The following is a 21,743-nucleotide window of genomic DNA, read 5'->3' on the forward strand; positions in this document are numbered from 1 at the left end:
CTTCGCCGTCTCCTCCTCTGTGGAGTGAGGGGAAGAGTAAAATGGACTGGGATCACATCGTTGTAGGTGCAGGCAGCGCGGGCTGCGTTGTCGCGGCGCGGCTTGCGGAAGGAGGGCGCCGGGTTTTACTTTTGGAAGCCGGGGGCAAGGACAATTATCACTGGATTCATATCCCGATGGGCTACCTCTATTGTATTGGCAACCCTCGTACTGATTGGATGTATAAGACAGCACCGGAGCGGGGCTTGAATGGCCGGCAACTGCTTTATCCACGTGGCAAAGTGCTGGGTGGCTGCTCCTCCATCAACGGCATGTTGTATCTGCGGGGGCAAGCGGCGGATTATGACGGCTGGCGGCAATTGGGGCTGCCGGGCTGGTCGTGGGATGACGTCCTGCCCCTGTTCAAAAAATCCGAAGATTACATGGATGGCCCGTCCGACATGCACGGAACAGGTGGCCCGTGGCACGTGAACAATCAGCGCCTACAATGGGATGTGTTGGACGATTGGATGGCGGCAGCCGAAGCCATAGGCGTGCCACGCACAGATGACTTTAATCGCGGCAACAACGAAGGGGTCGGCTATTTTAAGGTCAACCAGCACCGTGGCTTCCGCTGGAACACGTCCAAAGCCTTCCTACGACCTCAGAAAGACGGCCGCATCAAAATCGAAACCCACGCCCACACCTCGCGGCTCCTGATCGAAGGCGGCAAGGTTGTTGGCGTCGAGTACCGTCAGAACGGCACTTTGCATCAGGCGCGCTGTGGTGGGGATGTTGTGCTGTCCGCAGGCGCGGTGAACTCACCGCAAATTTTGCAGCTCTCCGGCATCGGGCCTGGCGCATTGTTGCAGCGACACGGCATTGCCGTTCAGCACGATCAATCAGAAATCGGCCGCAACCTACAGGATCATTTGCAACTGCGCTGTGCTTGGAAGCTGGATGGAGCCAAGACGCTCAACACTATGGCCAGCTCCCTAATAGGCAAAGCTAAAATTGGCATGGAGTACATACTGAAACGCAGCGGCCCGATGTCGATGGCCCCAAGCCAGCTTGGGGCTTTCACCAAATCACGCCTGGATGTGGCGACGCCTGACCTCGAATACCATGTGCAACCGCTCTCTTTGGAGGCCTTTGGGCAGCCACTGCATGACTTCCCAGCCATGACCGCCAGCGTGTGCAATCTGCGCCCCGAAAGCCGCGGCACAGTGGAGATCACCTCACCTGATCCTGCAACCAGCCCCAAAATCGCCCCCAACTACCTCGCAACCGAAGGCGACCGTGCAACAGCGATCGCAGCAATCCGCCAAGCCCGCAGCATCATGGCGCAGAGCCCAATGGCCAAATACGCGCCAGAGGAGATGAAGCCAGGCATAACTGCGCAAGACGACGCGGAGCTCGCACAAGCGGCGGGCGACATTGGCACCACCATCTTTCACCCGGTAGGCACCGTGCGTATGGGGTCCGATACCAATGCGCCCTTGGACGCAGAGTTGCGCCTGCGTGGCGTTGGCGGACTGCGTGTTGTGGATGCATCTGTGATGCCAAATATCACCAGCGGCAATACCAACTCTCCCTGCATTATGATTGGGGAGAAAGCTGCGGAGTTGATTCTGGCTGCTGGCTAGAAACTGGCCCGTAACGTGGCCAGTTTTACACCAAAGCCCACAAAGACCGCTCCTGTCACACCTTTTATCATACGCTGAAATCGACCACTTTGCGCAGCCTGCGTGAGCCGCGCAAACAGCAGGACCATGGCGGCGAACCAAAGCGCATTGATGCAGGCATGTACGGTCACCAAGGTGAAAGCCGCGTAAGCTGACGAATCGCCAACTGACAGGAATTGTGGGAAAGCAGCTAGATAGAACATCGACACTTTGGGATTGAGACCATTGGTCAAAGCGCCCTCTCCAAAAGCCCTCCACAGAGTGCGCCTGTCTTGAGTGGGGGCAACCTCTGCCGCTGTTTCCACACCGCGCCAAGCCGCCAAAAGCGCCTTAATCCCGATCCAGAAAAGATAGGCTGCCCCCAAAAACTTCACGATGGAAAAAGCTACGGCGGATTGTACCAACAGGATTGAAATTCCCAACAAGGACAGAGCCCCGTGCCCGTAAAATGCCATCACAAAACCCGCAACATTTGCAAACCCGGCCGCGCGCCCAGAGGTCGGGACAGTTTTGGCAATCAAAACTCCGTTGGGCCCCGGGGACATCACCAAAAGACTGGCGACCAAAGCAAACGTCAAAACCTCAGACCACGACATTGGCGCACCTCTCCTATGGTTTGCACAAATTGAATGGAGAAGTGACACGTCTGCAATACAATCATTGTGTCGGGCACAAAAAGGCGCTGCCTTTGCAAGCAGCGCCAAATATTCACATTCCCCAAATATCCCGGGGACGCCACATCACTGATGTGGCGGGGGGGCAGCGCCCCTTATTCCACGGCCTCAGGCTCGAGTTTGTCCTGGGTCCGTGTCTCGAAATCCTCTGCGGCATGACGCTCGCGAAGTTGTTCGTCCAACTCACCCCACGCGCGGTTCACCATGCGGCCACGTTTCACCGCAGGACGTGCATCAATGGCTTCCGCCCAACGCACTACGTTTTTATAGCTCGCCACATCTAGGAATTCTGCCGCGTCGTAGAGGCGCCCAAGCACCAATTGCCCATACCACGACCAAATCGCCATATCGGCCACCGTGTATTCGTCACCGGAGATATAGGTGTTCTCTGCCAATTGACGATCCAGCACATCCAGCTGACGCTTGGTTTCCATGGAGAACCGGTCAATTGGATACTGCCATTTCTCCGGCGCATAGGCATAGAAATGGCCAAAACCACCACCCAGATACGGCGCGCTGCCCATTTGCCAGAACAGCCAGCTGATCATTTCTGCGCGGTTTTCTTTTGGTCCCAGGAAGGCGTCAAATTTCTCGGCGAGATGCAAAAGGATCGCGCCGCTTTCAAACACGCGCACTTCTTTGTCACCGCTCACATCCATCAGCGCCGGAATTTTGGAGTTTGGGTTCACGTCGACAAACCCCGAGGAGAACTGATCCCCCTCGCCAATGTTGATTAGGTAGGCGTCATACTCTGCGCCTTTGTGGCCTGCTTCCAACAGTTCCTCAAACATCACCGTGACTTTTACACCGTTGGGCGTGGCCAGAGAGTATAGCTGGAACGGGTGTTCGCCGCGCGACAGCTCTTTGTCGTGGGTCGGCCCAGCGATGGGGCGATTGATATTGGCAAATTTACCGCCGCTCTCGGCGTCCCAAGTCCAAACTTTTGGAGGAGTGTATGTGTCGGTCATGTGATTGCGCCCTGTAGCATGAGTGATTTCTGTTAACTTAAGGCTTTCTGGACGGTTTCAAACCTTACGGCGCAAAATGTTGGAAACTTTCACCTCACATCCTTGTTAACGCATTTTGTCACAGCCCTATACATGCCTAAAAAATTGGGCTAAACGCTGCGCTTCTTGCCACATATGATGTTGAGAGCGGTTCAGAGTTTGAGGGAGCCCGCCGACGCCGTCACGCTGGCACCCCTCTGATACAAAGTAGACATCACTGTGAAACAAGCAATCCAAGCCGCGCTGGACGCAAAAGGCTATGACAAACTAACTCAAGTTCAAGAGGCGGTTATGAACCCGGAGCTAGAAGGCAAAGACCTTCTGGTGTCCGCCCAAACCGGCTCCGGCAAAACCATTGGCTTTGGCCTCGCCATTGCCTCCACACTTTTGGGCGAAGCCGATAACTTTCCGCAAGCAGGTGCGCCGCTTGCCTTGATCATCGCCCCAACCCGCGAACTTGCGCTTCAGGTAAAACGCGAGCTCACCTGGCTCTATGCCCAAGCTGGCGCCAAAGTTGCGTCCTGCGTGGGTGGCATGGACATGCGCGATGAACGTCGCGCCTTGGCACGCGGTGCACACATTGTTGTTGCCACGCCAGGTCGCCTTCGGGACCACATTGATCGCGGCTCCATTGACCTTTTGGATGTCCGTGCTGTGGTGCTGGATGAAGCCGACGAAATGCTGGACCTGGGTTTCCGCGAGGAACTGGAATTCATTCTCGAGCAGGTCCCGGAAGAGCGTCAGACTCTGCTGTTCTCAGCCACCGTGCCAAAAATGATCGCGCAGCTGGCAACAAGTTACCAAAAAGACGCGGTCCGCGTTGAAACCAAATCCGAGCAAAAGCAGCACGCCGACATCACCTATCGCGCCATGACGGTCATGGATCGGGATGGCGAAAACGCAGTGATCAACACGCTGCGGTTTTATGAGGCGCCAAACGCAATTGTGTTTGCCAATACCCGTGCCATGGTGGCCCGCCTGACCACCCGCCTGTCCAACCGGGGGTTTCAGGTTGTGTCGCTATCTGGCGAGTTGAGCCAATCCGAACGCACCAACGCCTTGCAAGCCATGCGTGATGGCCGTGCGCGCGTGTGTGTCGCCACTGATGTGGCCGCACGTGGTATTGACTTGCCCAACCTGGATTTGGTGGTGCACGCGGAACTGCCGAACAACCACGAAACATTGCTGCACCGCTCCGGTCGTACCGGTCGTGCTGGACGCAAAGGTGTCTCGGCCATGATCGTGACCCGTAAGTCGCGCAAAAAGGCAGAGCGCCTTTTGCGGTGGGCGAAATTGGATGCCGAATGGTCCGGCGCGCCCTCTGCCGAAGAGGTCAGCACGCAAGATCACGCCCGGATGTTTGCGGATCCGGACTGGTCTGTGGACATCACTGAATCCGAAACGCCTCTAATTGAATCTTTGCTTGGCACATTTACTCCCGAGCAAGTGGCCGCTGCCTACCTGCGGCTTTACAATTCCAAACATTCCGCACCGGAAGAGATCGCCGCGTCGGATGCGAAACCAACGCCACGGAAAGATTTTGGTAAAAGCGTTTGGTTCTCCATTGAAGGTGGCCGCGACAAGGGGGCAGAGCCACGCCGCTTGCTTCCGATGCTGTGCAAAGCGGGCGATCTGACCAAAGATGACATTGGCGCGATCCGCATCAATCAGTCAGAAAGCTACGTGCAAGTGCTCGAAACCAGCGTTGCAGGCTTCCTGGCTGCGGTTGGACCGGCGATGACACTGGAAGAAGGTGCCAAACTGGCTCAAATGGACAAAGACCCCGTCTTTGATCGTGGTCCGGCCCGTGCCCCGCGCGAAGGCGGCGACCGCAAGCCTTACAACAAGAACAAAGGCCCGCGCAAAGAGCATCGTGGCGGTGGCAAGTTCGATAAAGACAATTCTGACCGCCCTTATCGCGGCAAATCATCGGATGACAAGCCTGCTTACGACAAGCCAAAGTCGGAAAAATTTAGCGAAAACAAAATTAAAAAGCCTGGCACCGGTGCCAATCGAGGGAAATCCACGCCGCCAACTGACTGGAATGACGATCCAGCACCGCGCTTCAAAAAACCGAAGTCCTCAGCCAAGTTCTCCAAGCCCAAAGCAGGTGGCGATGCGGCTCCACGACGCAAGGCCATGTCAGACGGCGCCTTGAGCGAAGCCAAACCAAGCCGCAAGCCCAAAGGCCCACCGCCGCCAAAAGGCAAAGCCAACAGCAAAAAGAACAAAGCCCGCGCCGCAGCAGCCAAAGCAGCAAAAGGCAAGAGCGGCAAATAAAACTCAGGCGGACATGACACCGGACGGGAGCGCCTCAAGCGCGGTCCCGTCTGGCCCCGTGAGAGTCAACATTTTGGTCGTCTCCGCGCGCCCTCTCAGCGTAGCCTCCTCGACCACATCAATTCCCATCCCCATAGGCATTGTGATGCCACGCGCGGTCTCCGCATCCAAAATCACCGACAAATCGTGACGTTTGCAGGCCTCCTGCATCCGCTTGGCTTTGTTGATTGTGTCACCGATGTAGACCACTTGGCGCTTTTCCCAGCCACATTCCCCGACAGCCACAGGACCGCCTGCGATCCCCAAGCGCAGCGTTGGTGCCACACCGTACTTTCTTAGGTAATGTGCCTGACGGACAGACAGGATCTGAAAGATCTCATCAATACAGTTTAGCAATCTCATATTGCCGTCCGGTCCACGGTCCAGCCAACTCATGATGATTTCGTCACCAACGTAGTTGTGAATGACGCCTCGGTGTTTCTTGATTGCCGGATCAATATCCAGAAAGACACCCGTGATAAGTTCGAGCGCCTTTTGATCCCCTAGCTGTTCAGTAAGCGCGGTTGAGTCTTTCAGATCGGCCAACACAAAAATCCGGCGTTCTTCTGTTGGTCGCGCATACCGGCCCAACAGGAAATAGGTCAGCGTGCGCCCGCCAATCAATCGCCGTGCCTGCAACATGACCTGAATAACCACACCGGCCCCCAGAGCAAACAGGAAATCCGGCGCAAACCCGTTTTGGATCCACTGCACGTAGATTTCCTTGTCGGCGATCAACACAAGGTGCGATCCCGCCAAAGCGACATAAATAATCAGACAGGTAATGATCACGCGCAACGCCACACCGCGACGAAATTTCACGCTGCGTTGCCACCGGCCAATGGCGCTGTTGCTGATCCAAACTTCAAGCACCACAGCCACCGACGCAACCACCATGCCACGGATCGCGCCACGAATGGGCGCTTTGAGCCCCCAATTTCGGTCCAGAATTTCATTCATCATGAGGCCGTAGAGCGCCCCAATAATGGCGCCTGCAACCAACACAAACACAAACGAACCAAAGGTGCGCTTCATTTCAAATCCTGTCTTGCTCTTTTGCGAGCCTTTGCTCGATGGTTACACGCATGTAAGCACATATTCCGTCGCGACAACAAAAGAGAAACCCCCATGGCCAAGCCATGGGGGTGTCAATTCTTGTGTCCAAAGCTGGAAAAGATGTGCTTAGAGCATACCTTCGCGCTGTGCTTTCTTACGTGCCAGTTTACGGGCACGGCGGATCGCTTCAGCTTTTTCGCGTGCTTTTTTCTCGGACGGCTTCTCGAAATGTTGCTTGAGCTTCATTTCGCGGAATACGCCTTCACGCTGCAGCTTTTTCTTCAGAGCGCGAAGCGCCTGATCGACATTGTTGTCACGAACACTAACCTGCATGTGGTTTTCACCACCTTTCTAAGTTTGAGTTGCAATGAAATTGCAGGAAGCGCGCATATAGCAACTTGCCTGCGCTTTGTCTAGTATGGCTGCAACAGCCTCATCGCAAAGCGAGTTCCGCCATGTCAGAGACAGCGCAAACCGACGTCAAATCCCTTCTTTTGGATGCCGCAGAGATGCACGTGCCCTTTGATGGTTGGTCCGACGCAACATTTAAGGCAGCGATAGGCGACAGTGGTGTGGACCCGGTTGTGGCCAAAGCGCTCTGTCCGCGTGGTGCGGTGGATCTGGCGATCGCCTATCATAAACGTGGTGATTCTCAGATGGTCGCAACCCTCAGTGAAGACGTACTGTCTGAGATGAAAATCCGCGAGAAAATCACTTTTGCGGTGCGCACCCGGCTGGAACTGTGCCCCGACCGTGAGATTGTACGCCGCGGTAGCACGCTCTTTGCCCTGCCCCAACATGCGGCCGCGGGCGCGCAGCTGATTTGGGGCACGGCGGACGCCATTTGGACCGCCATTGGCGATACGTCACAAGACTTCAATTGGTACTCCAAACGGGCCACGCTTTCTGCGGTCTACTCTGCAACAGTGCTGTATTGGCTGGGGGATGACAGCGACGGGCACGCGGCCACTTGGGCGTTCCTGGACAGGCGCATCGAAAACGTCATGCAGTTTGAGAAAACCAAAGCTCAAATCAACAAGAGCCCTGTTGGTAAAATGATGTCTGGCCCATTGGGCGCGCTCTCCAAATTGCGCGCGCCAACTTTCCCTGAAAATATGCCGGGCCATTGGGGGCAGACAGGCAACTAAGCCGGCGTGCCTCTCAGCACGTGTCAGAGGCCCTAAAACACAAAACCCGAAAGATACCGCACTCTATCGGGTTTTATTTTGGTACTTCGAGGAGTTGGTCGCTTTAGGCAGCCAACCCTTTGGAGCCAATGTCGAGAAACTTTTTGCGACGATCCGCCACAAGAACCTCTTTGGACTTGCCTTCCAGCTCACCAAGCATTGTTTCAATCGCAGAGGCAACACTTTGCATGGTCGCCTCGCGGTCACGGTGTGCGCCGCCCATTGGCTCTGCAATCACGCGATCCGCCACACCCAACTGCTCCAGATCCTGTGCTGTCACACGCAACGCTTCGGCCGCCTCGCGCATCTTGGTGCTGTCTTTCCACAGGATCGACGCGCAGCCTTCCGGGCTAATCACGGAATACACCGAATGCTCCAGCATCGCGACGCGGTTGGCGGTTGCAAAGGCCACGGCGCCACCAGAGCCACCCTCGCCGATAATCACGGAGATCAACGGCACACCGATCTGCAGACACATCTCTGTGGAGCGCGCGATGGCTTCGGATTGGCCTCGCTCCTCGGCGCCTTTGCCGGGGTAAGCCCCAGCTGTGTCGACCAACGTCACAACCGGCAGGCCAAACTTATCCGCCATTTCCATCAAACGCACAGCTTTGCGGTAGCCTTCAGGGCGCGCCATGCCAAAGTTGTGAGAAATTCGAGATTTGGTATCGTGACCTTTCTCCTGGCCAATCACCACAACTGGTTGATCTTTGAAACGCGCCAAACCGCCCATGACGGCAAGGTCATCAGCAAAGTTTCGGTCCCCAGCCAACGGCGTGTAATCTGTGAACAGCTCATTGAGATAGTCCCGGCAATGCGGGCGCTCCGGATGACGCGCCACCTGGCATTTGCGCCAAGGGGTCAGGTCTTTGTAGAGCTCTTCGAGCAGTTCCGCCGCCTTGCGATCCAGTGCCTCGGCTTCATCTTTGACATCCATCTCTTCATTCTGCTGCGCAAGCGCCCGCAGTTCTTCGGCTTTGCCCTCAATCTCTGCGAGCGGTTTTTCGAAGTCGAGATAGTTGGTCATTGTGCACTCCACACACTGGTTTCTTGACAAGGCTATATGACGGTGACTTCGGGTAATTGCAACGGGAAGCGCACTTACCCCTGCCACATCAGCCCATGAAACCTGTTTCTAGCCAGCTGATACCATCGGAGCGACCACCGGATAAAGAGACAAGACAAGCAATCCCGCCATGGTCCAGTTGAACGCGGTCAAACGTGCCGGGGAGGTCAGCAAGCGTCGCATTTGCTGTCCCAGTACCGTCCAGCTTGAGACACACGGCAGGTTCACAGCCCCAAAGGCGGCAGACACCAAAAGTACAGCAGTCAGGGACCGGTCGGGCGCATAGAGCGTGACAGCGGTAAGCGCCATGGTCCAGGCCTTTGGATTAACCCACTGAAAAGCTGCGGCCTGCAGGAAAGTCATGGGCGTACCGCCGGTTCCCTCCCCTTCATCAGGCGCGCCAGCGTTCGCAACCTTCCAAGCCAGCCAGAGCAAGTAGGTAACGGACGCAACCGCCAAAACAGTGTGCGCAATTGGGTATCGGTCAAACACCTGCATCAGCCCGACACCCACCAGGGCCACCATGACCACAAATCCAATCCCCACGCCAAGCATGTGCGGAATGGTGCGGGCAAACCCAAAGTTGGCCCCAGAGGCCATGAGCATGAGGTTGTTGGGCCCCGGGGTGATCGAGGACACAAAGGCAAACAGAAGAAGAGCGGTCAGGATATCGTAAGTCATGGAGTAAGCGTGACGCAAAGCCCGCGCATTTGAGTTGCGTTTTTGTGCGCAAATCAGATAATTTCACAACTTATGACGACACTCGATCAAATTGACGAACATATATTGCGCGAACTCTCCAAGGATGGGCGCATGAGCAACCTGGCTTTGGCTGAGAATGTGGGTCTGTCTCCTTCTGCCTGCTTGCGGCGGGTCGCAGCGCTGGAGAGGATCGGGATCATCACTGGCTATCGCGCCGTGCTCGACCGGGCGGCCTTGGGGACAGGGTTTGTCGCCTACATCACGGTTGGATTAAACAAGCACACCAAGGACTCGCAGCTGGCATTTGAGCGGGCGATGGCGTTGGCACCGGAGGTGCGGGAGTGTCACAACATCACCGGACAGGTGGAATACCTGTTGCGCGTCGAGGCGGCGGATTTGCCGTCTTATAAGCGCTTCCATACGGAGGTTTTGGGCACGGTCGAACAGGTACATTCGATCACCAGCTATGTGGTGATGGGCTCGCCAAAAGACGAACGGGCATAGCCACTTGCTGGAGAGAAAAACGCCCACGGCTCTAAAGCCACAGGCGTTTTCAAAGCTTTATCAGCATCTAACTGTTAGCTGGCTGCAATCAGCTCCGCTTGCGCCACAATCACTTCTGCTTGTTTGATAGACGCAATATCGACCAAGCGGCCTTTGTAAACGGTGGCACCTTCTCCGTTGGCTTTGGCTTGCTCCATCGCTGCGAGAATTTCGCGGGCTTCAGCGACCGCCTCCTCAGATGGTGTGAACACGTCGTTAGCAAGGCCAATCTGTTTTGGGTGGATCGCCCATTTGCCTACCATGCCCAATGTTGCAGAACGTTTGGCCTGTGCGATGTAGCCTTCATCGTCAGAGAAGTCGCCGAAGGGGCCGTCCACTGGCAGAACACCGTGGGTGCGGCAGGCAGCCACAATCGCGGCCTGCGCCCAGTGCCATGGGTCGGACCAGTGTTTCTGACCTTCATGCAACATGTAGTAGTTTTCCTGCGTACCACCAATACCTGTGGTCTGCATACCCATGGAGGCGGCGAAGTCGGCGGCGCCGAGGGACATGGCTTCGAGACGGGGTGAGGCGGCGGCGATGGCTTCTACGTGGGCGATGCCGGCGGCCGATTCGATGATAACTTCAAAAGCAATGCGCTTTTTGCGGCCTTTGGCGGCTTCAATCGCGGTGACCAGAGCATCCACAGCATAGATGTCTTCGGCGCAGCCGACCTTTGGGATCATGATTTGATCAAGACGCTCACCGGCCTGTTCCAGCAGGTCAACCACGTCGCGGTACCAGTACGGCGTGTCCAGACTGTTGATGCGCACGGACAGAGTCTTTTTGCCCCAATCAATTGAATTGATTGCTTCAATTGCGTTGGCACGCGCCATGTCCTTGTCCGACGGGGCCACGGAATCTTCCAGATCAATGTTGATCACATCCGCCGCGGAGGCCGCCATTTTGGCAAACAGCTTGGTGTTGGACGCCGGGCCAAACAGCTGGCAGCGGTTGGGACGGGCGGGGGCGGCAGGCTGAAGTCGGAAGCTCATGACGTCACTCTCTAGGTAAGGATATTACGTTTTTCTGGCGCTGATTGTTAGGAAGTTGCGCACTTAACCGCAAGTAAATTGTGCGCGCGCGGCATTAATTTCGCTGCGTCGCGGCGCAAAAGTGGGATTTGGCACGTCGGTATTGTGTCGGTATCGCGGCTGCATCACGGAGGTGCGAATTTTTCGCGGCTGCAGCAAAGTTCTTTCGTTAACTCGAGTCGATTTCGAAGAAATTTGCAAAGCAACACTGCATGACAGCAACATTTGAGAACCTGCCCCGATGCCCAGCGCATAAACTTTGTCCGTTAACTGGGGATGATACAAAAAGGACGCGTGATGATCGAAACTCCATACCTTCTGTTCTTGGGTGATGCACCGGACCAACTGGCCGCCAAAGTGGCGCAGGGCATCAAGGACTGGCGTCCAGAGAATGCCGTGGGTCAATTCCGCATGGAGGGCTGCAAGGCCGACATGGGGCTGACCGACATGAGCCTGGTGGAAGCTCGGGAAGCCGGTGCCAAGACACTGGTGATTGGCGTGGCCAACCGTGGCGGCGTGATTTCCCAGGAGTGGAAAAAGGTGCTGGTGATGGCACTGGAAGAGGGCTTTGATCTGGCCTCCGGCTTGCACAACCTGCTGTGTGACGAACCGGACCTGATCGCCGTGGCCGAAGCCACCGGCCAGAAACTGCACGATGTGCGGGTACCTGAAGTGGAATACCCGATTGCCAACGGCAAAAAGCGCAGCGGTAAGCGGGTGCTGGCCGTCGGCACAGATTGCTCCGTAGGCAAGATGTACACCGCCCTCTGCATGGATGCGGAAATGCGCAAGCGCGGCATGAAGTCGACCTTCCGCGCCACCGGTCAGACCGGCATTCTGGTGACTGGCGACGGCGTACCGCTGGACGCGGTGATTGCTGACTTTATGGCTGGTTCCGTCGAGTGGCTGACACCGGACAATGATGAAGACCACTGGGACCACATCGAGGGTCAGGGCAGCCTGTTCCACGTGTCTTATTCCGGTGTGACCATGGCGCTAATCCATGGCGGTCAGCCGGACGCGCTGATCCTGGCACATGAGCCAACCCGCGACCACATGCGCGGCCTGCCAGAGTATCAGCAGCCTAGCCTGCAGGAACTGCGCGATCTGGCGCTGCCGCTGGCCAAAGTGGCCAACCCGGCCTGTCAGGTTGTGGGCGTGTCGGTGAACACCCAACACATGGCGGAAGATGAGGCAAAAGCCTATCTGGCACAGGTTGAGGCCGATATGAGCCTGCCCGCCACCGATCCGTTCCGTTTTGGCGCGAGCAAGCTGGTGGACGCGCTCGCAGCACTGTAAAGATACGGCGACAAGCCGGGGGCGCTGCCCCCGGACTCCCGGGATATTTTTGGCCAAATGAAAGTGCGGCGCGATGCGCTGTGCACGAATATTGGCCGCAAGACGCTTTGAAAGGCCTCCACATGCAAATTTCCGTCACCCCTGATGTGTTCAAGCTGGCGCAGGTGTTCACCATTTCCCGTGGCTCGCGCACCGAAGCCAAGGTTCTGACCGTGAAGGTTGAAGAAGACGGATATGTTGGCTGGGGCGAATGTGTGCCCTATGCGCGCTATGGCGAGACATTGGAGAATGTCACACAGCTGATTGAAAGCGTGAAAGGCCCGGTGACCCGTGAGGGTCTGTATACCCTGCCTGCGGGCGCGGCGCGCAATGCGCTGGACTGTGCGCTGTGGGATCTGGAATGCAAGAAGGCCGGAAAACGCGCCTGGGAATTGGCTGGCTTGCCGAAGCCAGGACCGGAGATCACCGCCTATACGCTGTCTTTGGCGGAACCGGCAGAGATGCAGGCGCAGGCCGCCAAAAACGCACACCGGCCATTGTTGAAAATCAAACTGGGCACGCCGGACGACATGGCGCGTCTGGAAGCGGTGCGCGCCGGTGCGCCAAAATCCACCATCATTGTTGACGCCAATGAAGGCTGGTCTGCCGAGGTCTATGCCGATCTGGCGCCGCATCTGGTGCGGCTGGGTGTGGCGCTGGTGGAGCAACCCCTGCCTGCGGGGGATGATGATGCGCTGTTAGGCATGGAGCGGCCTGTGCCGGTTTGCGCCGATGAAAGCGCACATGATTGCTCGACGTTGTCCAAGCTCAAAGGCAAATATGATGTGGTGAACATCAAGCTCGACAAAACCGGCGGGTTGACCGAGGCGCTGCGTCTGCGTGAAGCGGCCTTGGCGGAAGGCTATAAGGTGATGGTCGGCTGCATGGTGGGCAGTTCCCTGGCGATGGCCCCGGCAACGCTGGTGGCGCAGGGGGCGATGGTCACCGATCTGGATGGTCCGCTTTTGTTGGCAGAAGACCGCGACACGCCGCTGACTTTTGACGCAGACGGAGTGCACCCGCCCAGCGCGGCGCTTTGGGGCTAAGTCATGGCGGACCGGTGGGCGGTGATTTCCGACGTCCATGGCAATGTGGACGCTTTGAAAGCGGTGTTGGCCGAGATTGACCGGCTGGGCTGTTCCCGCGTCCTGAACCTTGGCGACCATGCCAGCGGGCCTTTAGCGGCAGCGGAAACGCTGGATGTGCTTATGGCGCGGGATGACATGATTTCTGTGCGCGGCAACCATGACCGCTATCTTTTGACACCGCGAAAGACGCTGGGCCCATCGGATGCGGTGGCGGCGGCGCAGTTGACGGACGCCCACAAGGAATGGCTTGCGGCGCTACCGGCAACAGCCTTGGTGGAGGATGTCTTCCTGTGCCATGGCACACCGGAGAGTGACGAGACCTATTGGCTGTATGATGTGACGTCGCAAGGGGACTTGGTAGATCGCAGTGCACCCGCGGTGACGGAACTGGCAGCACTCGCGCCTGCAGAGGCACAGGTGCTTCTGTGCGGGCACACGCATTTGCCGCGCAATGTGCAACTGGCGACTGGTGCAGTGGTGCTCAACCCCGGCAGCGTTGGCCTGCCCGCTTATGACGACATCACACCGGTGCCACATGTGGTGCAAAGCGGCGATGCGGCGGCGCGGTTTGCGGTGATGGAGCGTGGACCACATGAGTGGAACATCTCCCTGCACCGCGCGACCTATGATGCGACCCGCATGGTGGCGCTGGCGCTGGCGCACAACCGCCCGGATTGGGCGCTTCCGTTGAAAACCGGATGGTTTGAGACCTGAGATTTCGAAACACGCTTGACCTGTGGTGCAGCGCACCCGACAAAGCAGCAGATTGCTAGGAGAGACACACGATGAGCCGCACTGTTTACGTCAATGGCGAATACCTGCCGGAAGAAGACGCCAAGATTTCGATTTTCGACCGGGGCTTCCTGATGGCGGATGCGGTCTATGAGGTGACCTCGGTGCTGGACGGCAAGCTGATCGACTTTGACGGCCACGCCGTGCGTTTGAAGCGCTCGCTGGATGAGCTGGAGATGGCGGAGCCTTGCAGCAAAGACGAGTTGCTGGCGATCCACCGCAAGCTGGTCGAGGACAACGGCATTGTGGAAGGTCTGGTGTATCTGCAGGTCAGCCGTGGCAGCGATGGCGACCGTGATTTTGTCTTCCCGTCTGAGGACACACCACCGTCCATCGTGTTGTTTACACAGAACAAACCGGGCCTTGCAGACAGCCCTGCGGCCAAGAAGGGCGCGAAGATCATCTCGATCGAGGACATCCGCTGGGGCCGTCGTGACATCAAGACCGTGCAGCTGCTGTACCCATCCATGGGCAAGATGATGGCCAAGAAGGCCGGTGCGGATGACGCGTGGCTGGTGGAAGACGGCTATGTGACCGAGGGCACGTCGAACAACGCGTATTTTGTGAAAGACGGTGTGATTGTGACGCGTCCGCTGAGCAATGACATCCTGCATGGGATTACGCGTAAGGCGGTGTTGCGGATGGCGGCTGAGGCGCAGCTGAAGATCGAAGAGCGCCTGTTCACCGTTGAGGAAGCGCAGGGTGCGGATGAGGCGTTCACCACCTCCGCAAGTGCGTTTGTGATGCCAGTTGTGGAGATCGACGGCGTGGCGCTGGGGGATGGCACACCGGGGCCAATTGCGACCCGCCTGCGCGAGATCTATCTGGACGAGAGCAAGAAGGCGGCGATCTGAGGATCGGCCTGACCGAGAAAAATCAGGAAGGGCTGGAGCGGCAACACTCCGGCCTTTTTTGTGGGCTTAAGGCTGTGCCGATCACAGCAAAAGCGCAAAGCGTCCCGTGAGCGGGGCATGGCATGCTGATTGTAAGCTAGGTGAGTGGTGGCAATCAGCATGAATAAAATCGAGTACACTCATGGTCGCCGAGAAAAGGTGCGGAGTCAACTAAAGGTTGCTCACCGCGCCATTTCTCTGCCTAGTCCGTTGGATCGCTTAGCTTGTGCTGCGCGATTGGTGGCGTTGCCACAGCCACTCTGCCAGACGCCGGATGCCGATGCCGGTGCGAATCTCAAACGCCTCGTAGTGGAAATTGCGTTGGGAGACGCCCTGTTTCGGCAGGTCCTTGGACAGGGCGCGGCGCATTGGGACGGGGCCACAGAAGAGCACTTTGCGGCTCGCGATGTCGTCCACCAGATCAGGCAAGGCGGCAGCTGTGAAGCGGCCGCGCTCGGCACTTTGCCAAAGCACCAGTGTTAGGTTTGGCTTGGCCGCCGCCAGTGCCTCGAGTTCCGCCAGATGAGGCGCGTTCGATGTGTCCCGCACACAGTAGACCAGCGTGACCGGGGCTGCGTCAGCTGGCAAAGCCTGTGCCAGAGCCACAAACGGGGTGACGCCCACGCCCGCTGCGATCCAGACCTGCGCCCCCTTGGCGCGTCCAAAGTGGCCGTAGGGACCATCCGCCTGAAGGGCTTGCCCTACTGCCAAGCTGCGTGAAACGCGGTTGGTCAAATCGCCCAGCGGCGCGACAGTGATGCGCAGACTGCCATCCTCGGTTGGTGCAGAGGAAATGGTGAAGGGGTGCGGCTCGTTCAGGCCTGCACCGGAGAAGCGGAAGAAGGCAAACTGGCCCGCACGATGGCGCAAGGGACGGCCGGTGGCTTTCATGTCCACGGCAATCGCTTCACCCTGTTTGGTCACAGCGGTGATTTCATAGCGCTTGCGCGGACGCATACCCCGCGGCGCGGAGGTCCAGGCATAAGCAACGGTGCCGATGATGCAAACCGCCCACATGTAGAGCCCCAGCGGGTCGCCGTTTTTAAAAGGCTTCAGAATGTAGAGATAGTGGAAGGCACCAAACAGGAAGAAAATCCCAATGAAGCGGTGGGTCCATTTCCACAGGTGATAGGGGATGAAGGTCGCAACCGTGATCACCACAAGCATCAGCAGACCATAGAGGCTGACTTCTCCCAGTGTTTCCGCCAGATCGACCAGCATGGTTTCACGCCCCAGCCCCTTCATGTCGGCATCAATTGTGTCGTGCAGCAGAATGGCCACCATGGAGCCGATGCCGAGCCATTTGTGCAAGCGATATGATTGATCCATCGGACCAAAGATCATTTCAACGCCAGGCCAGCGGGTGGCGATCACATGGGAAAACGCCATGGCGATGAGCGCGCCAAGACCGAGATATTGACTGAACAGCGCCAGGCCGTCGCGCCCCTGGGCAATTTCAGGCCACCACACAAACGGCAGCGCCAAAGCCACTGCCACCAAAAGAAGTCCGAGTTTTTTCACAGTTCTGTTCCCACTTCGTGCCTAGGTCACACATGACCATCAGTTCGCGCGGCCTACATGCCCCAGGGGCAGCCTCGGTGGGAAGGGGGTATTCCGCCAAAAATGGCGGAATAAACCAGAGTTTAGGCCACTTTCATCACGATTTTGCCAATGTGGCCGTTGCTTTCCATACGCTGATGGGCCGCCACCGCGTCCGCCAGAGCAAACTCGCTGTCCATAACAGGCGCAACACGACCGCTTTCCAAGAGCGGCCAGACATCGGCGCGCAGGGCGTCGGCAATCTTGGCTTTGGCGAGATCACTTTGCGGACGCAGGGTGGAGCCAGTGATGGTCAAACGGCGCATCATGACATGGGCAAAGTTGAGCTGAATCTGCGGACCTTGCAGGAAGGCGATTTGTACCAGACGCCCGTCATCGGCGAGAGATTTCACGTTGCGCGGCAGGTAGTCGCCGCCCACCATATCGAGGATCAGGTTTGCGCCACCTTCGGCACGCAGCACATCGACAAAATCCTCTGCGCGGTAGTTGATCGCTTTTTCGGCGCCAAGTTTCAGGCAGGCTTCGCACTTCTCGTCAGAGCCTGCGGTGGTGAACACACGTGCGCCAAAGGCGTTGGCCAGTTGGATGGCAGTTGTGCCAATGCCGGACGAGCCGCCGTGCACGAGGAACTTTTCGCCCGCTTTGAGACCACCACGCTGGAAGACGTTGGAATAGACGGTGAAGAACGTCTCCGGCAGGCAGGCCGCCTCTTTCATGTCCATGCCTTTGGGCACTGGTAGGCAATGTGCAGCCGGTGTCAAAACATATTCGGCATAGCCGCCACCGGGCAGCAAGGCGCAAACCGCGTCACCTTCCACCCACTCGCTTACACCTGCGCCAACAGCGGCAATCGTGCCCGAGGCCTCAAGGCCCGGCAGGTCGGAGGCATTGGGTGGCGGATTGTAGAGGCCCGCCCGTTGCAGCACGTCAGGCCGGTTCACCCCCGCATAGGCCACTTTGATCAGCACTTCGCCGGGGCCAGGTGTGGGAATCGGGCATTGCACCATTTGAAGCACATCCGCGGCACCGGGTTTGGAAATTTCAACGGCGTTCATGGTCTGTGACATGCTGGTCTCCCTGTGGTGTGCCCTCTGTCTACCAGAGCGCAGGCAATGGGGAACAGGCACTTTTGTCGCGCGGACGCTGCGACAGGTGCTCTTGCCCTTTGGTACATCAGGACTAGGGTGGCGCTATGTTACGGATTCTCAAACACCCAGCCTTCGCCAGGTTGTTTGCCGCCCAAGTTGTGGCACTGGCAGGCACCGGACTATTGACCATCGCCCTGGGGCTTTTGGCATATGATCTGGCTGGTCCTGCGGCTGGTGCGGTTTTGGGCACGGCTTATGCCATTAAGATGGTGGCTTATGTCGGTCTGTCCCCGGTCCTGGGTGCGTTGGCGGCCCGCCTGCCCCGCCGTGGGGTTTTGATTTTTGCTGATTTGGTGCGGTTTGGCGTGGCGCTGTTTTTGCCGTTTGTGGACTCGGTGGCGCAGATCTATGTGCTGATCTTTTTGCTTCAAAGCGCGTCGGCGCTGTTTACGCCGACGTTTCAGGCCACCATTCCAGACATCCTGACCAAAGAAGAAGACTACACGCGGGCACTGTCGCTGTCGCGTTTGGCCTATGATCTGGAGAACCTGTTGTCGCCAGCACTGGCCGGTGTTTTGCTGCTGGTGATGAGCTATCATGGGCTGTTTGTAGGCACGGCCGCAGGCTTCTTGATCTCAACTCTGTTGATCCTGATGACAACGCTGCCGCCCCGCCCCAAAAGCAAAGACCGTCCGTTTCGCGAGCGCCTGACCCGCGGGGCGTGGATTTATCTGGCCACGCCTCGATTACGCGGATTGCTAGCGTTCAATATGGCCGCCGCGGCAAGTGTATCATACGTGCTTGTGAACACTGTGGTGTTGGTGCGCGACAGCTACGGCATGGGGGAGACCGGCCTTGCGATGGCGATGGGGGCCTTTGGCGCGGGCAGCATGGCAGCGGCGTTGACGTTGCCACGCCTGTTGGAGCAACTGCCGGACCGGCGGGTCATGGGCACCAGCGCAATTGCCTTGGCGGGCGTGACGGTCGCACATGGTCTGTGGATGCAAAGCGTTGGAATTTTAAGTTGGCCTGCGTTTTTGGGACTTTGGGCCGTGATTGGCGCGCTCTATTCCGCCATTCTGACACCCTCGGGGCGCTTGTTGCGCCGCTCGGCCCATTCAGAGGATCGCCCAGCCGTGTTCACCGCGCAGTTTGCCTTGAGCCACGTGTGTTGGCTGGGCGCTTATCCGCTGGCGGGGTGGAGCGCGACGCAAGGATCGCAAGCGCTGTCCTTGTTGGTGCTGGGGGCGCTTGGATTGGCGAGCACGGTTGTGGGGTATTGGGTGTGGACCCCGGCGCCCAAAGAGGTGATGCATGAGCATCCGGAGCTGCCAGACGACCATCCGCACCTTAAGGAACACGGCGGACGACGCCATGCCCATGCCATTGTGATTGATGACGAACACCACGCGTGGCCGACACACGGCTAAGATGACTTAGCGCGCCAGCAGGCGCAGGCCTTGGGTCACGTCAGAGCGCACCGCAAGGCGCAGGCCGGGTTCGTCGCCGGCTTTGAGCGCGGCGATGATCAGGCGATGGTAATGTGGCGGTTCGGTTTGACGCAGGCGGCCATAAAGTGCGCGCATGGTGGGACCAAGCTGTAGCCATACGGTTTCGGCCATGGCCAGCATCGCAGGGGCTTGAGCCCGCAAATAGAGTGTGCGGTGGAATTCGAGATTGGCCCGAATGTAAGCCACTGAGTCGCGGCGGCTGACGGCATCAGCCACTGTGCCATTGATCGCAATAAGGCGATCTATCAGCGCCATATGCGCGCGCGGCAAAGCCCGGCTGGCCAATTCGACTTCGATGAGAGCCCGCAGAGCGGCAAGTTCTTCAAGGCGCTCGCTGCTGAGTTCCGGCGTCGCCACCCGCCCGGAATTGGACAGGGTCAACGCGCCTTCGGCCACCAAACGGCGCACCGCTTCGCGGGCCGGGGTCATGGAGACTTCAAACTGCTTGCCAATGCCGCGCAGTGTCAGTGCGGCCCCGGGGGCAAGCTCGCCATACATGATGCTGGTGCGCAAAGCACGATACACGCGGTCATGCGCGGCGGCGGATTGGTCTTGTGGCTGGCGACTGGTTGGGATCATGCCGCCTTTGTGATCACAAACGCAAGAAAGGTCAATGCGGGGTCACGTCGTGAATTGGTAGCGATGCAGCTCCTGACCCTGGTTGCGCAGCCACAGGCGTGGGGTCTCATAAGGTCCATGAATGATGGTGACCTCGTTCCAAAACGCCTGAGAGTGGTTCATTTCCTTGAGGTGCGCCACTTCATGCGCGGCGACGTAGTCCAGCACATCAGGCGACGCCATGACCAAACGCCATGAAAACATCAGCGCACCGTTGGAGGTGCAGGACCCCCAGCGGGAGCGGGTGTCGCGCAGGGTGAGTTTGGTCGGCTGACGGCCAAGGCGCGCGCCGTAGTGATCAACGGCTTCAACAAGTCGATGGCGGGCAAGCTCTTTCAGAAAGCCCTGCACTTTGCGCCCCACCTGCTCCGGCTTGCCTGGCACGGCAAGCTCATCCGCCCCCAACTGCACAGAGCGCCCTGCCCCTGGCACAATCAAGCGTGCACGCCCCGCAACGGGCACCGCAGCCCCATGCGCCGCCACAACCGTCGCCGGCTGTTGAGACACCTGCTTGCGCAGCCAGTCCTGCTTCTCATGGGCAAAAGCCATCGCCTCCCGATCCGACACGCCGGAAGGAATCGTCAGCGTCACCTTGCCATCAAGTCGCGAGACTCTGAGGCTGATGCGCCGCGCACGGCTGGATCGGCGCAAAACCACCGTCACGGGAGGTGTTCCGGGGATGATATGTTGCGCCATCTACGCTCCTATAGAGACAATGCGATGTTACCCTTTGACACGGGGCCATTGTTATGGCACCTCCCCCAAATCGTCGAGAGAGACTCAACCGATTGAAGGGGACAACCCATGCCCAAGGAAGAATGGGGCGTCAAGCGCGTTTGCCCAACCACCGGCAAGCGATTCTATGACCTGAACAAAAACCCAGTCATCAGCCCCTACACGGGCGATGTCGTGGAAGTAGAAGCCGGCAAGAGCCGGATGATTGCTGCTGACGAAGCTGATGCAGCAACATTGAAAGCCAAAGCGGCTGACGCGGACAACGCGGATGACGTGTTGGATGATGATGACACCGTTGATCTGGAACTCGATGATGATGTTCTGGACGACGACGAAGATGACGACAATGTTTCGCTGGATGAAATCGCGGATGTTGCGTCTGACGACGAAGAAAACTGATCGTCGAAAAAAGTTACACCGGGGCGGAATTTTTCGCTTGAACCCGCCCCGGTATGCGCCTAATTAATCGCGCACAGGCAGAGATGCCAGACTGGTTTTGGGGCCTTAGCTCAGCTGGGAGAGCGCTTCGCTGGCAGCGAAGAGGTCAGGAGTTCGATCCTCCTAGGCTCCACCAAACCTCACTGAAAACAAACATTTTTTTGTGGAGGCAGTGTTTTTGCCCCTAACGTGCCCCTAAATTGTTTCGGGTCGCAAGGCAGGATCAAGGCTGAACACTCCTGCGTCAACCTGCCACACTCGACACTCCCCACCCCCCGGCCTCACCCGACGACGCTCCACCTCGATCTATATGCCCCGCCGACAAAGCGAGGCATTTCTGGGCTTTTTGACTGCGCAGTCAGACAACCCAGGGAAAAAGCACCTCAAAAATCCTCAGAATCCCCCCTTTACTCCGTCGGCGCGGCGATTG

General features: G+C 57.9%; 21 protein-coding genes and 1 tRNA gene. 11 read left to right on the forward strand and 11 right to left on the reverse strand.

Translation table 11 applies throughout. The features are described from left to right. Positions 1 to 41: 41 nt before the first annotated feature. Positions 42 to 1,625 carry a GMC family oxidoreductase N-terminal domain-containing protein gene (locus Q0955_RS13775; protein ID WP_299425066.1) on the forward strand — a complete coding sequence of 528 codons (1,584 nt, stop codon included), beginning with the start codon at positions 42 to 44 and terminating at the stop codon, positions 1,623 to 1,625. Here Q0955_RS13775 and Q0955_RS13780 read toward each other — a convergent pair. Continuing rightward, positions 1,622 to 2,260, reverse strand: a complete 639-nt coding sequence (locus tag Q0955_RS13780) for a LysE family translocator (protein WP_299425068.1) — start codon at positions 2,258 to 2,260, stop codon at positions 1,622 to 1,624. The genes Q0955_RS13775 and Q0955_RS13780 overlap by 4 nt on opposite strands. Before the next feature lie 173 nt (positions 2,261 to 2,433). Next, positions 2,434 to 3,306 (reverse strand): glutathione-dependent disulfide-bond oxidoreductase, encoded by an 873-nt coding sequence (gene yghU, locus Q0955_RS13785; protein WP_299425070.1) that lies wholly within the window; start codon positions 3,304 to 3,306, stop codon positions 2,434 to 2,436. A gap of 258 nt (positions 3,307 to 3,564) precedes the next feature. Here yghU and Q0955_RS13790 point away from each other — a divergent pair, with 258 nt between their 5' ends. After that, on the forward strand, positions 3,565 to 5,625 hold the full coding sequence (locus Q0955_RS13790) for a DEAD/DEAH box helicase (protein WP_299425071.1): 2,061 nt from the start codon (positions 3,565 to 3,567) through the stop codon (positions 5,623 to 5,625). A gap of 3 nt (positions 5,626 to 5,628) precedes the next feature. On the opposite strand, the gene Q0955_RS13795 is transcribed toward Q0955_RS13790, so the two are convergent. Continuing rightward, complete coding sequence (locus Q0955_RS13795; protein ID WP_299425073.1) at positions 5,629 to 6,699, reverse strand: adenylate/guanylate cyclase domain-containing protein; 1,071 nt, start codon at positions 6,697 to 6,699, stop codon at positions 5,629 to 5,631. A gap of 147 nt (positions 6,700 to 6,846) precedes the next feature. Further along, the gene (rpsU, locus tag Q0955_RS13800; RefSeq protein ID WP_008207378.1) at positions 6,847 to 7,053 is read right to left on the reverse strand and encodes a 30S ribosomal protein S21; all 207 of its coding nucleotides are present in this window, start codon (positions 7,051 to 7,053) and stop codon (positions 6,847 to 6,849) included. 122 nt (positions 7,054 to 7,175) lie between these two features. On the opposite strand from rpsU, the gene Q0955_RS13805 reads away from it, so the two are divergent. Next, on the forward strand, positions 7,176 to 7,868 hold the full coding sequence (locus Q0955_RS13805; protein ID WP_299425074.1) for a COQ9 family protein: 693 nt from the start codon (positions 7,176 to 7,178) through the stop codon (positions 7,866 to 7,868). Between the two features lie 103 nt (positions 7,869 to 7,971). Here the strand turns inward: Q0955_RS13805 and Q0955_RS13810 are convergent, their stop codons facing one another. Then, complete coding sequence (locus Q0955_RS13810; protein ID WP_299425075.1) at positions 7,972 to 8,934, reverse strand: acetyl-CoA carboxylase carboxyltransferase subunit alpha; 963 nt, start codon at positions 8,932 to 8,934, stop codon at positions 7,972 to 7,974. 108 nt (positions 8,935 to 9,042) lie between these two features. Next, positions 9,043 to 9,654, reverse strand: a complete 612-nt coding sequence (locus tag Q0955_RS13815) for a LysE family translocator (protein WP_299425077.1) — start codon at positions 9,652 to 9,654, stop codon at positions 9,043 to 9,045. Positions 9,655 to 9,726: 72 nt separating this feature from the next. Here Q0955_RS13815 and Q0955_RS13820 point away from each other — a divergent pair, with 72 nt between their 5' ends. Next, complete coding sequence (locus tag Q0955_RS13820; protein WP_299425079.1) at positions 9,727 to 10,179, forward strand: Lrp/AsnC family transcriptional regulator; 453 nt, start codon at positions 9,727 to 9,729, stop codon at positions 10,177 to 10,179. A gap of 74 nt (positions 10,180 to 10,253) precedes the next feature. On the opposite strand, the gene Q0955_RS13825 is transcribed toward Q0955_RS13820, so the two are convergent. Next, a complete protein-coding gene (locus tag Q0955_RS13825; protein ID WP_299425080.1) occupies positions 10,254 to 11,213 on the reverse strand; it encodes an L-malyl-CoA/beta-methylmalyl-CoA lyase in 960 nt (319 codons plus the stop codon). 336 nt (positions 11,214 to 11,549) lie between these two features. Between Q0955_RS13825 and dgcN the strand changes: the two genes are divergently transcribed. The 4 genes from dgcN to Q0955_RS13845 all read left to right on the forward strand — a co-directional run bounded on the left by dgcN (position 11,550) and on the right by Q0955_RS13845 (position 15,324). Further along, positions 11,550 to 12,551 carry an N-acetyltransferase DgcN gene (gene dgcN / locus Q0955_RS13830; RefSeq protein WP_299425082.1) on the forward strand — a complete coding sequence of 334 codons (1,002 nt, stop codon included), beginning with the start codon at positions 11,550 to 11,552 and terminating at the stop codon, positions 12,549 to 12,551. Between the two features lie 122 nt (positions 12,552 to 12,673). After that, positions 12,674 to 13,636 carry an N-acetyl-D-Glu racemase DgcA gene (gene dgcA, locus Q0955_RS13835; RefSeq protein WP_295175681.1) on the forward strand — a complete coding sequence of 321 codons (963 nt, stop codon included), beginning with the start codon at positions 12,674 to 12,676 and terminating at the stop codon, positions 13,634 to 13,636. Between the two features lie 3 nt (positions 13,637 to 13,639). Then, positions 13,640 to 14,392, forward strand: a complete 753-nt coding sequence (locus tag Q0955_RS13840) for a metallophosphoesterase family protein (RefSeq protein ID WP_299425084.1) — start codon at positions 13,640 to 13,642, stop codon at positions 14,390 to 14,392. Between the two features lie 71 nt (positions 14,393 to 14,463). Then, positions 14,464 to 15,324, forward strand: a complete 861-nt coding sequence (locus Q0955_RS13845; protein WP_299425085.1) for a D-amino-acid transaminase — start codon at positions 14,464 to 14,466, stop codon at positions 15,322 to 15,324. 258 nt (positions 15,325 to 15,582) lie between these two features. On the opposite strand, the gene Q0955_RS13850 is transcribed toward Q0955_RS13845, so the two are convergent. After that, on the reverse strand, positions 15,583 to 16,884 hold the full coding sequence (locus Q0955_RS13850) for a ferredoxin reductase family protein (RefSeq protein WP_299425087.1): 1,302 nt from the start codon (positions 16,882 to 16,884) through the stop codon (positions 15,583 to 15,585). 122 nt (positions 16,885 to 17,006) lie between these two features. Beyond that, positions 17,007 to 17,990 carry an NAD(P)H-quinone oxidoreductase gene (locus Q0955_RS13855; RefSeq protein ID WP_299425088.1) on the reverse strand — a complete coding sequence of 328 codons (984 nt, stop codon included), beginning with the start codon at positions 17,988 to 17,990 and terminating at the stop codon, positions 17,007 to 17,009. 125 nt (positions 17,991 to 18,115) lie between these two features. Between Q0955_RS13855 and Q0955_RS13860 the strand changes: the two genes are divergently transcribed. Further along, entirely contained in the window at positions 18,116 to 19,441 is a 1,326-nt protein-coding gene (locus Q0955_RS13860) for an MFS transporter (protein WP_299425090.1), read from the forward strand. A 6-nt stretch (positions 19,442 to 19,447) separates the two neighbouring features. Here the strand turns inward: Q0955_RS13860 and Q0955_RS13865 are convergent, their stop codons facing one another. Both Q0955_RS13865 and Q0955_RS13870 read right to left on the reverse strand, forming a co-directional pair. Next, positions 19,448 to 20,101 carry a GntR family transcriptional regulator gene (locus Q0955_RS13865; protein ID WP_299425091.1) on the reverse strand — a complete coding sequence of 218 codons (654 nt, stop codon included), beginning with the start codon at positions 20,099 to 20,101 and terminating at the stop codon, positions 19,448 to 19,450. Positions 20,102 to 20,143: 42 nt separating this feature from the next. Further along, entirely contained in the window at positions 20,144 to 20,836 is a 693-nt protein-coding gene (locus Q0955_RS13870; RefSeq protein WP_299425093.1) for a SprT family zinc-dependent metalloprotease, read from the reverse strand. A 108-nt stretch (positions 20,837 to 20,944) separates the two neighbouring features. Here Q0955_RS13870 and Q0955_RS13875 point away from each other — a divergent pair, with 108 nt between their 5' ends. Both Q0955_RS13875 and Q0955_RS13880 read left to right on the forward strand, forming a co-directional pair. After that, a complete protein-coding gene (locus tag Q0955_RS13875) occupies positions 20,945 to 21,274 on the forward strand; it encodes a TIGR02300 family protein (RefSeq protein WP_299425094.1) in 330 nt (109 codons plus the stop codon). A 99-nt stretch (positions 21,275 to 21,373) separates the two neighbouring features. Next, positions 21,374 to 21,449: transfer RNA gene (locus tag Q0955_RS13880), tRNA-Ala, on the forward strand. Positions 21,450 to 21,743: the final 294 nt, after the last annotated feature.

This window comes from uncultured Shimia sp., from assembly GCF_947493595.1.
Taxonomy (GTDB): Bacteria; Pseudomonadota; Alphaproteobacteria; order Rhodobacterales; family Rhodobacteraceae; genus Shimia.